10 protein-coding genes are annotated in these 16356 nt (G+C 66.9%); 8 read left to right on the plus strand and 2 right to left on the minus strand.

The annotated features are described in order from the left end of the window. Positions 1-92: 92 nt before the first annotated feature. Positions 93-1139: an NBR1-Ig-like domain-containing protein gene (locus AB0F88_RS12625; protein WP_362682481.1), complete on the plus strand. Its 1047-nt coding sequence runs from the start codon at positions 93-95 to the stop codon at positions 1137-1139. A gap of 164 nt (positions 1140-1303) precedes the next feature. On the opposite strand, the gene AB0F88_RS12630 is transcribed toward AB0F88_RS12625, so the two are convergent. Next, positions 1304-2212 carry a peptidase inhibitor family I36 protein gene (locus tag AB0F88_RS12630; RefSeq protein ID WP_362681430.1) on the minus strand — a complete coding sequence of 303 codons (909 nt, stop codon included), beginning with the start codon at positions 2210-2212 and terminating at the stop codon, positions 1304-1306. A 577-nt stretch (positions 2213-2789) separates the two neighbouring features. Further along, positions 2790-3704 carry a LysR family transcriptional regulator gene (locus tag AB0F88_RS12635; protein ID WP_362681433.1) on the minus strand — a complete coding sequence of 305 codons (915 nt, stop codon included), beginning with the start codon at positions 3702-3704 and terminating at the stop codon, positions 2790-2792. 152 nt (positions 3705-3856) lie between these two features. Between AB0F88_RS12635 and AB0F88_RS12640 the strand changes: the two genes are divergently transcribed. The 7 genes from AB0F88_RS12640 to AB0F88_RS12670 all read left to right on the plus strand — a co-directional run bounded on the left by AB0F88_RS12640 (position 3857) and on the right by AB0F88_RS12670 (position 16348). Then, positions 3857-5095, plus strand: a complete 1239-nt coding sequence (locus AB0F88_RS12640; protein ID WP_362681436.1) for an MFS transporter — start codon at positions 3857-3859, stop codon at positions 5093-5095. A 309-nt stretch (positions 5096-5404) separates the two neighbouring features. After that, positions 5405-5839, plus strand: coding sequence for a lamin tail domain-containing protein (locus AB0F88_RS12645; RefSeq protein WP_362681439.1), 435 nt, complete (start codon positions 5405-5407; stop codon positions 5837-5839). A gap of 319 nt (positions 5840-6158) precedes the next feature. After that, positions 6159-6755 carry a TetR/AcrR family transcriptional regulator gene (locus AB0F88_RS12650; RefSeq protein ID WP_362681442.1) on the plus strand — a complete coding sequence of 199 codons (597 nt, stop codon included), beginning with the start codon at positions 6159-6161 and terminating at the stop codon, positions 6753-6755. Between the two features lie 81 nt (positions 6756-6836). Then, entirely contained in the window at positions 6837-7823 is a 987-nt protein-coding gene (locus tag AB0F88_RS12655; RefSeq protein WP_362681445.1) for a zinc-dependent alcohol dehydrogenase family protein, read from the plus strand. A gap of 489 nt (positions 7824-8312) precedes the next feature. After that, positions 8313-8687 (plus strand): VOC family protein, encoded by a 375-nt coding sequence (locus AB0F88_RS12660; RefSeq protein WP_362681448.1) that lies wholly within the window; start codon positions 8313-8315, stop codon positions 8685-8687. A 485-nt stretch (positions 8688-9172) separates the two neighbouring features. Continuing rightward, a complete protein-coding gene (locus AB0F88_RS12665; protein WP_362681451.1) occupies positions 9173-10144 on the plus strand; it encodes a helix-turn-helix domain-containing protein in 972 nt (323 codons plus the stop codon). Positions 10145-10813: 669 nt separating this feature from the next. Next, on the plus strand, positions 10814-16348 hold the full coding sequence (locus tag AB0F88_RS12670) for a DNRLRE domain-containing protein (RefSeq protein WP_362681454.1): 5535 nt from the start codon (positions 10814-10816) through the stop codon (positions 16346-16348). The last annotated feature ends 8 nt before the right edge of the window (positions 16349-16356 follow it).

The following is a 16356-nucleotide window of genomic DNA, read 5'->3' on the forward strand; positions in this document are numbered from 1 at the left end:
ACCTTTCGGTGAACGTGTCAGACGAGTTGTGAGCCGACGTTTCAAGCTTGAGTAAACACCGCGGGCGCTGTTAGCTTCACCCGGTGGACGACATGGCTGCACAAACGAAGACGATCGAGGACTTCGCGGCGGCTCTGCGAGAACTTCGCAAATCAGTCGGTAACCCGCCTTTTAGGGAGATGTCTGGCCGGTCGGGGGCGATCTCGCACACGACGTTGCACGAAGCCACGAAGGGCAACCGGCTCCCGAGCTGGGAGACCACCGTCGAGTTCGTCAAGGCTTGCGGCGCGGACCCGTCGGCGTACCGGGAACGCTGGGAGAGCGCGAACCTGGCGGTCAGATCGGCCGGCGCCGGAGATCCATCGCTCCGCGCGGGTACCTCGGTGGCCCGTCCGCCCGGCGAACCGGCGGCCTCCGCCCCAGGCGCCGCGGAAGGCCGTACCATGCACGTCGCCATCGGGTCGCAGGCGCCACGGTCGGCTGGTGAGACCTCGGCATCTGTGGCCACGTCGCCGCCGCCCGACGAGATCGCGGGCGACGCCCGGCCGGTCCTCCCCGGGCCGGGGGGCCAGGGGCGATTCCGGCTGACCCACCTGGCGGCTGCCGCGCTCGTGGCGGCGGCCGTCGGCGTGGGGACGGCGGTCCTGATCACGGCCACCGTCAATCGCGGCTCCGGGACCGACGGGCGCGGCCCGAGCCCGTCCGGCAGCCCGTCGGAGGACTCGCTGTCGGCGGCCGACTGCCCGGTGAGCGCGACCAACCCGCCGTGGGGCCCTCCCGCGCACAAGGGTGATTCGGCGGTGTTCGTCGGGGACATCACGCTCCCCGACTGCACGCGCGTCGGCCCCGGCGAGACCGCGACCAAGGTGTGGCGGCTCAAGAACGCCGGGACCGTGCCGTGGAAGGGATATTCGCTGCATCGCCTCGACCCCCAGGGCCCCGATCAATGCCGGACCGTCTCCGACGTACCGATCAAGGACACGCGCCCCGGGAGGATGGTCGACATCCGGACCGACGTCACCACGCCGAAAAACGAGGGCTTCTGCTACGTGCGGTTCAAGATGATGGACGGTTCGGGACGGGTCGCGTTCCCCGGAGGCCGGCCGCTCAACTTCCAGGTCATCGTCGGCCGGCAGTGACACTGCCCGTGGTGACACTGCCCGTGGTGACGCTGCCCGTGGTGACGCTGCCCGTGGTGACGCCGCGGCGGGTCCGACCCGCCGACGGGCTCCGGTTTCCCGCCGTGCGCCGCACGGCGGGGAACCGGAGCCGGGCGATCCTCCCCCTCAAAGGTCGCGGCGCGTCATCGGATGTTGTAGCCCTGGGAGTTCCAGAACGAGTGCGGGTTCGGGTTGCTCAGCGTCGGGTCGCCGACGCTCTTGGACGCGCGCGTCTGCCGTCCGGGGCGCATCTCGACGTGGGTGTGCGCGGCCCCGCTGGACGACACCCCGCGCCACGCCTCGTCGGCGATGAGCTGGCCGCGCGAGATCTGCTGGCCCGCGCGCAGGGATGACTTCGGGGCGGAGTGCAGGTAGATGATCGTCTTGTTCAGCGAGGCGTTGTAGACGGCGATCGTGGAGAGCCCCGAGCGGCCGTTGCTCCCGCGCGCGAGGTTGATGATCTGACCGCTCACCAGGGCGTGGACATCCGAGCCCACCCCGCGGGCGAAGTCGATGCCCTCATGCCGGCCGGGCGTGTTCTTGTAGCCGTCGAAGCCGCTGCTGATGTGGCCGCCACCGGTCTTGTACAGCGCGTACGTCATGTTGACGCGCGTGGACGACGGCGGCGGTGTGGAGCCGCCCAGGAACCGGTGCGAGGCGTTCTGGTTCTTGAGGGTGGCCGTGAGGTTGCCCCTGGCGCCCGCCTTGAAGTCCTGGTAGGTGCCGGTGTGGCCGCTGTTGAAGTAGACGCGGACGGTCTTGCCGCTGCGGTTCCAGACGGAGGCGGCGGAGTTCTTGATGCACTTGCCCTTGCCGGCGCCGGGCCCCTTGAAGTCGTAGCAGGAGGGCTGCGTGGTGGCGTAGTCGCCGACGGATGCGGTGAAGTCGGAGACCGACCCCTGGTTGTTGCTGTTGAAGTAGTAGCAGAACTCGCCGCTCTCGCACACGCCGTCGCGACCGGCCGCCGAGGCGGGCGCCGCGGTGGCGAGTGTCGTCCCGCCGAGCGCCACCGCGGCGGCCGCCGCGGCGAGGATCTTGCCAAGCGTTCTCATGGGGTTCTCCTTGTGTCTGTGCGGCCCGGGTTTCGGATGGCCGGCGACGCCGGTACTCCGCCGGGTGCGGGACGCCGCCGACGGGCACCCGGGTGCCCGGGTCGATATGTGGGTGACCTCGAACCGGCCGGCTCCGGGCCCGGTGGGCGACGTCCTGCCCGGCAGGCCGTTACGCCCCGGTCAGGGAGGCGAGCAGGGCGGCACATGAGGGCGACGTCATCGTTACTCCTGGTTTCGGACACTGGGGGGTGATTCCTGCGGCGGAGCCCACGATTTCGGATCGCGCACGCCGCGCACAAGAAGATCGTGTTGTCAGCCTGTCCGAGAGGTTCCCCGTACGGGCGTACGCGCCGCCTGACAGGTGGTCCGACGGCGGGTGGGACGCATGGCCCGCAACCGCGCAAGGCGGTGTTCGGGCAGGTCGAGGCGGCCGTCCGGCAGCCGGTCGAGCCGAGCGGGTGAGCGGCCCGCGGCCACGATGTGTACCGGCGTGTCCAGCCGGGTCAGGGATGACGTCTCCAGCCGGGTCAGGGATCAGGGGCGGGCCGGCGTCACACGCGGGGGCTCGGCGGGTGAGTCAGACCGCGCGGCCGGTGACCTTCGACTGCGTGTAGGCGGCGAAGCGGCGGGCGGCCGGAGACGACGCCTGACCCGCGGGCAGGACGAGCGCGATCTCGCGCACCAGGGGTTCCGCCGCCAGGGGCAGGAGCGCCACGGGACCGCCGCCCGGCGAGTCCGTTCCCGCGACGCGCGCGCAACTGGGCGGGACCAGTGCCACGCCGAGGCCGGCACCCACGAGGTTCATGAGGAGAGTCCAGTCGGCCACCTCGCAGGTGATCCGCCGGCTCAGCCCGGCGGCGGCGAACGCCGAGTCGATCCGTGTCCGGGTGGTCCAGGACGGATCGGTCTCGATGAACGGTTCCCGGCTCAGGCGCTCCAGCGTGACGTCCCTCTCCGAGATGAGCGGATGGTCCGCGGGGCAGGCCACCATGAGTGTCTCGGTGGCCAGGGGGAGAACCCGCAGGCCCGGCACCTTTCCGGGCAGCGGATCGAGCAGGGAGCAGTCCAGCTCTCCCCCGGCCACCATGCGGGCCATGGTCAATCCTCCGGCCTGCTTGACCGTGATCTCCAGGCCCGGATGGGCGCGGGAGAAGTCGGCGAGCCAGACGGGAAGCGGCAGCAGTCGCATGTCGACCGGGTAGGTGCCGATCCGGAGCGATCCGGTCAGCAGCCCGCGCACGTCGTGTACCGCCTGCCGTGCCGCGGACGCCGCTTCGAGGGTGTGCCTGGCCGCGGGCAGCAGGGCCAGCCCTTCCGCCGTCAGGCGTACGGGGCGGATGCCGCGCACGAACAGTTGCGCGCCGACCTCACGCTCCAGCGCGCGCACGGAGGACGAGAGACCGGACTGGACGATCAGCTCCCGGGCGGCGGCCCTGGTGAAGTTCAGCTCCTCGGCGAGGGCGACGAAATGCCGCAGGTGACGCAGTTCCATGAGCGCTATTATCTCTTTTGGAGATGGTCACCATCTGATTCAGCTGTGCCGGAGTGGAAATGGCCGGAGCGGCTTCCGCGGTTGAGCCAAGGGCGCGGCCGTTCGCGAAGGCGGCCGCTTGGTTCAGTCCACCCGAGCGGAGATCCATGTCCATGACGCCCTCCACGGCCGTCCGAGAACGCCCGCGGGTCGTGGAACGTGCCACGCGAGCCGCGCACGCCCGGGGCTTCTGGTTCGTCGCGGTCGCGTTCACCGTGCTGATGGCCTTCGGCACCCTTCCGACCCCGCTGTGGCCGCTGTTCGCCGAGCGTGACGATTTCGGCTCCACCGTCGTCACCATCGCCTTCGCGGCGATGGTCGTGGGCGCGGCGGCGGGTTTCCTCCTCTTCGGGCATCTGTCGGACCGTCTGGGCCGCCGGCGCGTCGTCGTCCCGGCGTTGCTGACCCTGGTGACGGCATCGCTGGTCCTGGTGCTGTGGCCCTCGGTCTCGGGCCTGCTCGCCGGCCGGGTCCTGACCGGGCTGGCCGTGGGGCTCATGGCCTCGACCGCGACGGCCTACCTCGGTGATCTCCACCAGCAGGCCTATCCGGAACGGCCCGGGTCGGCGACGCCCGGACTCGTCGCGGCCGTGGCCAACCTGGGAGGACTGGCGCTCGGGCCGCTGGCCGCCGGCGTGCTCGCCCAATGGGCGCCGTCGCCGCTGGTCACCCCGTTCGCGCTGTTCGCCGCGGCGGCGCTGGTGCTCGTGATCCTGGTGCTCCGCAGCCCCGAGACCGTCGACCGCGGCGCCGCCTCCGAGGTCCCCGCCCGTTTCGCCCTGCGACCCGGCGGCGGCAGGCGATTCGCGGCGGCCGCGAGCACCGGCTTCTTCTCGTTCGCCGTGATGGGCTTCTTCTCCTCTCTGGGGGCCGTCGTCGTCCACGACGTCCTGGGCATCTCCTCGCCCCTGGTCGCCGGCCTCGCGCCGTTCTCGGTCTTCGCCGCCTCCGCCGTCGCGCAGATCGCCCTCAGGCACCTGTCGCCCGTGCGGATGCTGGTGAGTGGGGTGGTGCTCTTCCCCGCCGGGCTCACGCTGACGGCGGTGGCGCTCTTCCACCCCACTCTGTGGCTCTACCTCACCGCGGCCGCGATCGCGGGAGCGGGCGCGGGTCTGCTGTTCAAGGCGTCGGTCGGCCAGAGTGCCGGTGCCGCCCGGCCCACGTCCCGCGCGGGCGTGCTGGCCGTGTTCTTCGTCATCGCCTACCTGGGCATGGGCCTGCCCTCGATCGCCTTCAGCGTCGTCTCGAAGCACCTCGGGCTGCATCCCACGATGATCGGCTTCGCCGTCGCGCTCTCCGTGGGCGCCATCGCCGCGGTCGCCGCCTCCACGAGGTCGCCACGTTCGCAGTAATCGTCTTCAGATGTTCCAGACGGAGCACCTGTCCGAGAACGAACACCCGCGCCATTCGCCTGTCCCGTCCGGGGCACCTCGCGTCCCACCAAGGTGAAACCGGCACCCGCGTGAGGCCGTGAACATGACGGCGCCTCCGGCGGAGGACCGGCCCCCTACCCTCGTGGGGCGCCAAATACCCCCAACAAAACGGTGTTTACCGGCCAACCGCGCACCTGGGCCGGCCGTCTCATCACTGCCCGCTTCTTCCAGCTTGAGGATTCAATGGTGCGTTCCATTCCCTTGGCCCTGTCCGCTGCCGTTTTGGCCGTGGCGCTCGTCCCCGTCGCGCCGGCGCAGGCCGCCGCGCTGCCGACGATCCAGATCGTGAAGATCTACTACAACTCTCCGGGGTCGCCGGACTTCGGAGCGAACAGCAGCCTGAACGGCGAATGGGCGCAGATCAAGAACACCACCAGGAAAGCCGTCAACCTCAGCGGGTGGACGCTTCGCGACAAAACCAACCGAACGGATCACATCTACCGGTTCGGCGCGTTCACCCTCGGCGCCGGAAAGACCGTCACCGTGCGGACGGGCAAGGGGAAGGACGACGCCAGGAACCGTTACTGGGGGCGCGCCGGAGGGACGTTCGCGTACATCTGGAACCAGACCTCGGACACGGGATACGTCCACAACCCGTCCGGCAAGCTCGTCGACTCCTGCTCGTACAACAGCTCCCGGGTCGAATGGGTCAACTGCCTGTAGCCGTACAGCCTGTAGCCGTACAGCGCGACGACGCCCTCGTTCTTCGGAGCGGGGGCGTCGTCGTGTCCGCCCACGGACGATCAGCCCGGTCCGCGGGCACGACCGCCCTGGCCGGCCTCGACGCCGACGCCGCCCGGGAAGCCGTTCCCCTTTCACCTGGCTCTTCCCGGTGACGGGCCCCCGCTGCGGCGCGTCGCGGCGTGAGCGGGCCCGGACGGCGTCAGCGGCGAGGGACCGGACGCGGGAGCGCCGCAAGAAGGCCCCCCGGATTTGCCTCCTTAATCGAACGTACTAGTCTGTTTGATTAAGGAGGCAGGTCATGGTGACGAAGACGAGAAAGACGAACACGGCAGAGAAGATCCTCGCCACGGCGGCCGAGCTGTTCTACGCCCACGGGCTGCGAGGAGTCGGCATCGATCAGGTCATCGCCGAATCGGGTGTCGCGAAGTCCACGCTGTACGTGCACTTCCGCACGAAGGACGACCTCGTCGCGGCCTATCTGCGCAGGACCGACGACTCCTGGATGGCGCAGCTGCAAGCCGCCGCGGAGCGGGCCGGTGACGCGGCCGGCGACCAGCTCGCGGGACTCTTCGACGCGCTCCAGGACGCCTTCGACAGACACGGCTTCTTCGGCTGCCCGTTCGTCAGCGCCGGTGTCGAAGCCCCGCTGGACTCGGAAGCACGAGCGATCACCGTCCAGCACGTGCGACGCCGCCAGGACTGGCTGACCGAGCTCAGCTCGAAGGCCGGAGCCGACGACCCGCGGGCGCTCGCCCGCCACATCGGACTCCTCGTCGACGGCGCTCTCGCGTCCGGCCGGCTCCTCCAGGACCGCGCGGTCGTGGACGACGCGAAGGACATGGCCGTCCGGCTCGTCGCCGCCCACACCGGCCGCCACGCGGGCGCGGACCAATGACCTGCCTTCGGGCCTGAACGGCACCCACGGCCCGATCACACTCCATCAGCTCATCGAGAACACATGAAACGAGGCGGCACCATGCGCGCGGTGGTACTTGAGCAGTTCGACACCCCCCTGGTCCTGAGCGAGATCGACAAACCTGTCGCCGGCCCGGGCCAGGTGCTGGTGAAGGTCAAGGCGAGCGGGGTCAACCCGCTGGACACCAAGATCCGGGCCGGGAAGGCCGGCCACGCCAGGAGCCGCCTGCCGGCCGTGCTCGGCATGGACCTGGCCGGCGTGGTGGAGGAGGCCGGCGCGGAGGTCGTCGGCTTCACCCCCGGCGACGAGGTGTACGGGTTGACCGGCGGGGTGGGCGACCTCCAGGGCTCGCTCGCGGAGTATGTCGCCGTGGACGCCAGGCTGCTCGCGCACAAGCCGCGGTCCCTGAGCATGCGGCAGGCCGCGGCGCTGCCGCTCGTCGTCATCACCGCGTGGGAAGGCCTGGTGGACCGGGCGCGGGTGCGCGCGGGCCAGAAGGTACTGATCCACGGCGGTGCCGGCGGCGTCGGACACGTGGCCGTCCAGATCGCCCGCGCTCGCGGCGCCGAGGTCTACGCGACCGGATCGCCTCGAAGCCTGAAGAGCATCGAGGGCCTCGGCGCCACCGCGATCGACTACACCACCACCTCGGTGGACGAGTACGTCGCCCGGCACACCGACGGCGAGGGCTTCGACATCGTCTACGACACCGTCGGCGGAGCGACCCTCGACGCCTCGTTCGCCGCGGTACGCACCTACACCGGCCATGTTCTCAGCGCTCTGGGCTGGGGGAGCCACAGCCTCGCACCCCTGTCGTTCCGGGGCGCCACCTACTCCGGCGTCTTCACCCTGCTGCCGATGCTGACCGGCCGAGGACGAGAGCACCACGGGGAGATCCTTCGCGAAGCGGCTTCCCTGGCCGACTCGGGGGCGTTGAAGCCCCTGCTCGACCCCCGGCACTTCACCCTCGCCACCGTCCCCGACGCGCACGCCGCGGTGGAGAGCGGCACCGCCAGGGGCAAGGTGGTCGTCGACATCGAGGAGTGAGCCCGGCGCCGGTTTCCTTGAAAGTGGAGTTGCCCCAGTTCGGTAGACACATCAGGGAAATCCTTGCCCGCCGCCCCGAGCTCGTAATCCCTCATCATCGAGGACCGTCCGGGCGACGGCACGCGCGATAGCCTTACCGGACTCGGACAAGGCCCGATGATCCACATGTGGAGTCCGGCTTCACATGCGAAGCCACCCAGCGGTCCAGCCTGATCACGACAGAGAAGACATTCGGCGATTTGTCGGCGAACCGGCACGTGAAGTGGCAGTCGTCCCGGCCGGCGCCGGCGCGAGCGGCTCCTTACGTTCGTGACCAGGCGAGGCGATCTCAGCGGGCAGCGGCTCGGCGATGAGTTTTTCGGTCCGGCCGGCCTTCGGGGAGGACCAGACCGGGTTTTGGCGGTAGGGCTCAGCGGGCAACGACCTACAGCGTGCGGATCTGCTGATGAGCGGGAATGTTCGTCACCGGCGTGCTGGCATTCTCTATACATGATCGGACGTCTCGAAAAGACAGTGATCGACTGCCCGGACCCGCGCACGCTCGCGGAGTTCTACTGCCGGGTGCTCGGCATGAGGATCAACGAGGACATCGACGGCTGGGTGGTCATCGGCCTGGAACCTGGTCTTCGACAGCTGGCCTTTCAAAGGGCGACCCCATGGGTTCCGCCGCGCTGGCCCGACCCGGTGCATCCCCAGCAGATGCACCTCGATGTTCGCGTGAGTGATCCCGACCAGGCCGAGCGGGAACTCCTCGCTCTGGGTGCCACCCGTGTCCCAGGAGAACGGGAGACAGGCTTTCGCGTCTTCACCGATCCCGTCGGTCACCCGTTCTGCATCGTCTTCGGTGGTCACAGTACAAGCTGAGCCGGCCACGGCTTGTCTACCGCCGGGATCCGGCCCGATTCTCCTCGAAAGCCGAGCAGCCATGCAGCAGATGCGATGTGCCCCCGATGTGCCCTCGGCCGGGCCTCTCGAAGGGCGAGCGGCAGTCCCGAACAAGACAGTCTCAGACCGACGGCGACGAGGCCGACGCCCCCAACAGCACGCGTGCGACCGTGGTCACCCCACATCTCCGCAAGGCCGTCCCTGTCGTCCACAACCGTCCAGTCGTTCAGCTCGGGCTATCGAGGCGCCGGGCCTGGGCGTGCGAGGACCGGAGCATAACGATGGCAGCCATGGCGTGACTTCCGACGGCCCGGCGCCGATGAATGCTCATATCCATACCCATTAGGGATCAGCAGTATTGAGCCTTTATCTACGAATATTCTGCCCTTGCTGGACAAATGTCGCGATTGTGTCTGAGCATTCTTGCTGACGATGGTGGTTCCGGGCCGCGGGGGCGTACATACATGGCAGTCGTGGAATTTCGGACCGACAACCTGGCTCCGGAAGATCGTTTTTCCTCCTGGTTCGAGGTGGCCTCGCAGGCTCACATGCCGTCCTGGATTCACACCGACAGCGAAGCCGATTTCGAGGCCTCGGTACGGGTGCTGAACCTCGGCGAGGTGCAGGTGTCGGTGCTGACCCATCCAGAGGTACGGGCGGAGCGAACCACCAGGCTCGTCCGGCAGTTCGATCCGGAGGTCTACCAGTTCCATCTCATCGTCAGCGGCGGTGGCCAGCTGGCACAGAACGGACGAGAAGCCACCTTCGGCACCGAGCAATTCATTCTCATCAATTCCTCCCAGCCCTACCGGGCACGGCGATCGGCAAGGGACGGCAGGAGTGAGGCCGTGGTCGTCCAGGTCCACCGCGCCTCGCTGGGCCTGCGCTCCAGCACCCTCGACCGGCTCGCCGCGGTACCGTTCTCCGCCCGCAGCGGGATCGGTGCCGTACTGGCCGGTCACCTGCTCCAGCTGACGAAAAACGCCGGAGACTACACCGAGGCCGACACCATCGCCCTGGGCGGCGTCACACTGGATCTGGTCGCGGCCGGCTGCGCTCACCAGCTCGAAGCCACCGCCGGCCTGTCGCCTGAGGCACGACAGCGGGCCCTGCTGGCCCAGATCCATCGCTTTATCCGCGACCATCTCGGCGACCCGGCTCTGACCCCGGACCACATCGCGGCCGCTCACCAGATTTCCGTCCGCCACCTGTACAAACTGTTCCAGGCGCAGGGCGTGACCATCGCGGCCTGGATACGCCGATGCCGTCTGGAGCGGTGCCGCCACGATCTGACCAACCCCATCCTGGGCTCCCGGCCGATTCACGCCATCGCCGCTCGCTGGGGCTTCACCAACAACGCGCACTTCAGCCGTGTTTTCCGCGCCGCTTACGGCCTCTCACCGGCCGATTATCGCCACCAGTCCACCGCGAGGTGAGGCGGAAACAGGCAATACCTGTGCAGAAACAGGCAACGACTTCCGGCTCCCACCCCGGAAAGAATGATCACAAGCGGGAGATTCCGATACACGCCCGTCCATGAGGCCGACGGAGGGCCACCGGAATGCGTCCCGGCACGAAACACTCACGCATCAGCCACCGCGGGTCGTGAAACGACCGGCGCCGCCCCCGCGCTCGCAGGGCTCCCCACGCACGATCAGAGCGACCACAACATTCGATCCCGTGGTCACCTCGCTCCACGGGATGCCGTTTGCGGCGGCTTCACCGCTCGCCTCCGCGAGAGCTCCGGGAACCGCTGTCGCACCGCTGCCGCCTGCGACGAAATTCCCAGCAGTCCTCTCTTCTCCCGTATTCGAAGTGCCGAACCCGTTTCCTCACGGAGGGCGCCTTACCCATTACCAAGAATGATCTTTGCTTTTACGTCCGCGCCATGTGATGATCACCCTGAATCCAAACACAAGTTCGAAAGGTTGTGAGTGAACAGACGCCGATCAGCGTCCGGCTTATCCGTCCGGACGCGCCGTTGTGCTGCCCTGATCACGGCCCTGACGCTGCCGCTTTCGCTCCTGAGCGCACCCGCGGCCGCCCAGGGCCCCACACCATCCCCCACTTCGACATCGTCATCGACGACACCGCCCGGCGCCGCCTTGGACCCAGCGCTCAAGACCGCCTGGGACAAGGCGGCCACATCCGGCAAACCCGTTGAGGTGCCCTCCCGGTTCACCGAGACCATGAAGGTCTGGGCGACCCCGAACGGCAAGAACCTGCGAGCCGAGCTGTACACCCGCCCCGTCCAGCTGAAGAACTCAGCCAGCGGCGCATGGGAGCCCATCGACACCCGCATCGTCACCCGCGACGGCAAGCTCCAGGCCACGCGCGTCAAAAGCCCGCTGACCCTCGGCGGACGCGGTAGCAACCACCTGGTGTCGGCGGACGGTGAACAGAGCACGACCGGCCTGAAAACCACCCGGGCACTGCCCGAGCCGAAGATCTCCGGCAGCACGGTCACCTACCCCGACGCCGTCGCGCCGGGAGCGGACCTGGTCGTGCAAGCCCAAGCGGACGGATTCATCTCCCAGGTGGTCTTCCGAAAGCGCCCGACCGGCCCGGTGACCGTGCGGCTCCCCCTCACCCTGCCCAAGGGCACCACGTTCGGCACGACCCCCGACGGCCTGCCACAACTCAAGGACGCCAAGGGCAAGGCGGCGGCGGCGCCGATCGTGCTGACCGCGATGGACGCCAAGGTGGAGTCCTCCCCTGAGGAGGGCAAGTCCTCGCCGGTCGACGCACGCGTGCAGACCTCCGGCACGGCGTCGGAGCTGGTGTTCACCCCGGACGAGAAATTCCTGGCCGACACCGCGGTGACCTACCCGGTGACGATCGCCGCCGCCTCCGAATGGTTCGGCGGCGGAGAACCCGACGACGCCTGGGTCAGCAAGAACAGCCCCAGCACCAACAACGCCGCGGCCGGCTGGCTGCGCGTCGGCACCACCTCCACCAGCGCCGACATCGCCCGGGTGTACCTGAAGTTCGACACCGACGACCCCGCGCTCGAAGGCGCCACCGTGGTGGACGCGGACCTGTGGGTGTGGAACTACAAGTCCGGCGGCCCCGGCAGCCAGCTGTGCGGCAACAACCTCGGGTCGATCGCGGCCGCCCAGGTCACCTCCGCCTGGACCCTCAACGGCGCCACGAACAACCTGAGCTGGTCTCGGCAGCCCTCCTTCTCCGGCAGCCTGCAAGGCGTGAACACGGCCGGCTACAACTACGAGGCCGACCCTGCCAGCTGGTGCGCCAAGGAGGAGCAGCTGGTGCACCGGGTCACCGGCATGGCCCGCGGCTGGATCGAGCAAGGCGTGGCCAACCACGGGATGGTGTTACGAGCCGTCAGCGAGAGCGCCACGATCAACTGGCGCCAGTACTACTCCAGCGAACACAGCGGCGACCCCTACCCGGGCTACCGCCACCCGCCCACCCTCATGGTCGAGTACGTGCCGGCCGAAACGAAGATCGTAGCGTACGAGTACAGGCACGATGGGATTCCCGATGACGCAGAGGATGATCTGCACCCTGAAGACCCCCGAATCGAACCTGGCACGACCGTTTTCACGCCTGAGCAAGCGAAAGCGATCACCGAGCAGAGCGGACGATCGGCTGAGGTTCCGTCTAACGCAATAGAGCAAGGGCCGCCGGAGGGTCTTACACAGGCTGAAATCGATGAAGTGGCGCAACCCGAGGAGTGGGAGCAACCACCGGTTACCACCCCAAGTCCCGCTGCACACTGGAAGTTCGACGAAGGCAGCGGCCGCGTTGCTGCCGATGCCAGCGGTCATGGACATGGCGCAACGCTTGAAAGCGGGACGTCCTGGGTTCCGGGGAAGATCGGGAACGCGATCTCTGGCGCGACCTCCGAGCCGTCCCAAGGCTCAGCGTCTGACGAAGCAAGTTCGGTATCCCCGGCACGCTTCGCCGCCACTGTTGAGGCCGCCAAACAGGGCACGCCGGTAGAGGTCGCTGATGAGACGACTGCGACCAGCGTCACCTATGCGCAACCGGACGGGAAGACGTTCAAGACGGAGATTGCCGCGGGTCCGGTGCGCACCGAGCAGAACGGCACATGGGTGCCGATCGACACCACCCTGGCCGAGCGGGACGGGGTGTTGAAAGCCAAGGCGATCGACGCCAAGGCTGATGTGGAGATCTCCACCGGCGGTACCGGCGCGTTCGTGAGGATGGCCACCGACGGGCGACGGTACGCGTTGATCTGGCCAACCGCACTGCCCAGGCCGACTGTCAAGGACAGCGTGGCCACCTACACCGACGCGGCAGGGAAGGGTGCCGACCTGGTGGTCACCGTACTGCCCACCGGGTTCCGGCATGATGTGGTGCTGCGCGAGCGGCCCGCCAAACCGCTGGAGATCCGCATCGGCGTGCAGACCGAGGGCCTGACCTTGTCCAAGGGTGAGGGCGGACGCCTGCTGCTCACCGACATCAAGGCCGGTATGACCGGCACGGACAAGCGTAAGGGCGACAAGCTCGTCGCCTCGGCGCCGCAACCGGTGATGTGGGACGCCTCCGCAGGAGCCCGCCCGGCCCAGGGCCGTCTTCCGCGGGCCAGGCACGCGAAGATCGCCACTGACGTGGTCGCTACGGATGGCCGGACCGAGCTGGTGCTCAAGCCCGACCACGCATTTTTATCCGACCCGGCCACGAAGTATCCGGTGCGGGTGGATCCGACGACCACGTTGCCGTTCAACCACGACGTGGAGGTCTCCTCCATCAACGACGCCGACGGGCCGGCCGACCCGACCAGTGCGTTCATGGTGGCCGGTACCCAGGCCGGCAACCTGAAGTACCGGGTACACCTGCGTTTCGACACCGCCGGCCTGACCGGCGCCCCGGTGAGCGATGCCAAGCTGTCACTGCTGAACATCGGCGCCCAGGCCTGCGGGAGCACGGCCGGCGCAGGCATCCAAGTGCGTCGCCTGACCAGTGCCTGGGATGAGAACAACCTGCACTGGGCCAACAAACCGACCGCCACCACCGAGGACGCCCAGACCAACAGGGCGGCTTACGACTCGGCCTGTGCCGATCCCACCGCGCTGGAGTGGCCGGTCACCGCCATCGCCCAGGACTGGGCCGGCGGCGCGGCCAACCACGGCCTGGTGCTGCAGTCACCGACCGAGACCAACGTCAACAACTACCGGGTGTTTCCCTCCTCGGAGGACACCTTCGAGTTCAACAGCCCGCCGACGCTGACCGTCACCACCACCGGCCCGGCCTCGGCCCCGGCCATCGGCGCCCTGACCGTCACCCCTGCCCAGAACTCAGGTGGTGTCACGACGGTCACCTCACTCACCCCGCAACTCGCAGGCACCGTCTCCGACACCATCGGCGGCACTCTGACCGGCCAGTTCGAGATCGAGCACGACCCCACCGCCACCGGACAGGGCACCGGCCAGATCTGGACCGGCACCTCGCCCGCGGTGGCCTCCGGCAGCACGACCACCATCACCGTCCCAGCCGCCAAACTGACCGACGGCTGGAAGGTACGCTGGCGGGCCCGCGCGATCTCGACCACCACCACCTCTGCCTGGTCGGCTTGGCAGGAAGTCACCGTCGACGTGCTCGACCCAGACTCCAACCCGACAGTCACCGCGCCGCATGTCAATCCCTCCCAGGAGATCGACGGAAAGATCTTCACCACCTCGCTCACTCCACAGCTGACCGCCACCGTCACTGACTCGATCGGCGGTAACCTCACCGGCGAGTTCGAGATCGAGCACGACACGGCCTCCCCTGACCAGGGCATCGGTCAGATTTGGGCAGGAGCCTCATCCGCGACTGCCTCCGGCAGCCAAGCAGTCGTCAATGTCCCGGCAGGGAATCTGACCAACGGATGGAAGATCCGCTGGCGGGCCCGCGCGGTCTCGGCCACCACTGCCTCGGCTTGGTCGCCTTGGCAGGAAACCACTATCGATTTGGACCAGTCGGGTGAGGGACCCCTCGCGCAGACAGCCGGCCCCGTTGTTCGCACTGATCAGAGCTTCACAATCACCGCATGGGTGCGATGGAACGACAAGGACGGGAACTACACCCTCATCGACCAAAAGGGCACCAACGTATCCCCCTTCAGCCTCGGCAATAGTCCGGATCATGGCTTGGTATTCACCGCCACCAATGCCGACAGTCCAAATTCGAGCACAGAGGGCGTACTGTCCGGCATAGAGTCGCCCGCCAACGAGTGGTTCCATGTAGCGGCGGCCTATGATTCAGTGGCTCGAACCCTTGCACTCTATGTGAATGGCACGCTGGCCCAAGAGAAGGTGATCAGCTTTGCGCCATGGAACTCAGCGGGTCCACTCTCGCTAGGATCTTCATTGGTCGGCCAGCTTGACGAAGTTCAGCTTTATCAAGAAGCCCTCTGGCCTGACTACATCGCTACGATCGCAGGAGAAGTCGGCCAGACAGCCACAGCTCGCGACCGGCCCGGCAAGGCCGAAACGAACATGACAAAATCGGCTGCGCCGCCCTCCAACAAATCATTTCCGGCCCGATACGACTGGACGTTGTGCGAGGATTATTGGGAAGATAATCCCGAAAAACGTTACCACGTAATGCCGGCGAGCGGGTTCTCTCATTGCGGTGAGGCTAGGTACATCAGCAAGGAGAAAAAGAAGGTTCGCGGCTTATGGAAGACGGTGGGATATCAAAGCTACGCCGTAGGCATAGTCGTAAACACCTATCAAAATACCCGGGACATGGATGTTGAGATTCGTATCTACGATTTCCTCAACTGGGGCACCACGGCCAACAACCCGATCGCTGTGCAGATCAAACCGGGAGGAAGCCCAACTCCCGATCACTGTAAACTCGACCCGACATCCCAGACCAAGAATCTCTATCACAGCAAGAGCGCCGCGGAATGGCCGTCGACGTTGTTGAGGTACAAGTTCAATTCACCCTCAACCGGGACCACTGGCCCCAATTTCTTCTCTACTTGCACTACAGATATAGTAGGAATTTTCATCACCCGCGCAGGGAACGGTCACGTGAGCCTGCACGATCCGACTAAACCCCATGGAGGTGAGATCTCATTCCTCTCGATGCGCTGCGATTCAACCTCCTATATCAAGTGGTACAAGAGTGGCGGATGCATCATTCCGAGGTTGATCCGCAGACTCTTCCTCAGTAGCAAGGACACTGATCCGAAGACCGGGAAACCGTGGCCAGAACAGGTCGCTCACATTAAGAAAGCACTCACAAAGCCAAACACCACCTACCCGAAGCTTGGTGGGCCAAGCTTCCCAGAATCCGCTGGCGGGTCAAAGGACATCCCGGGAACCTGGGGAGATCCAGCGGAGAACAAATTCCTCCATCGCCTCGTCAACACGGATAAGCGAAGGGAAAACTATGAGAACTCTGTTAAAACATGTCGAAAGGAGATCAAATCGAGTTGGGTCACAGACGTAAAGAAGTTCCCCGATACCGCAGAGAATTGTGACGAATTCCCGATGGCGTCAACCTACGAAGGATCCAAGCTCGCCAAGCCTGCATGGAACTATTCGGTGGACCTCATCAATGGAGCACAAAACCAGGCGTGGGGCAGGCAGCTGAAATACTGGTATGAGAACAACAGGGTCCTTGACAACGACCCGTTCGGCATCGTGATTCTCGATTAGTTAACCTC

The sequence above is a fragment of the Streptosporangium sp. NPDC023963 genome (assembly GCF_040639135.1).
Lineage (GTDB): Bacteria > Actinomycetota > Actinomycetes > Streptosporangiales > Streptosporangiaceae > Streptosporangium.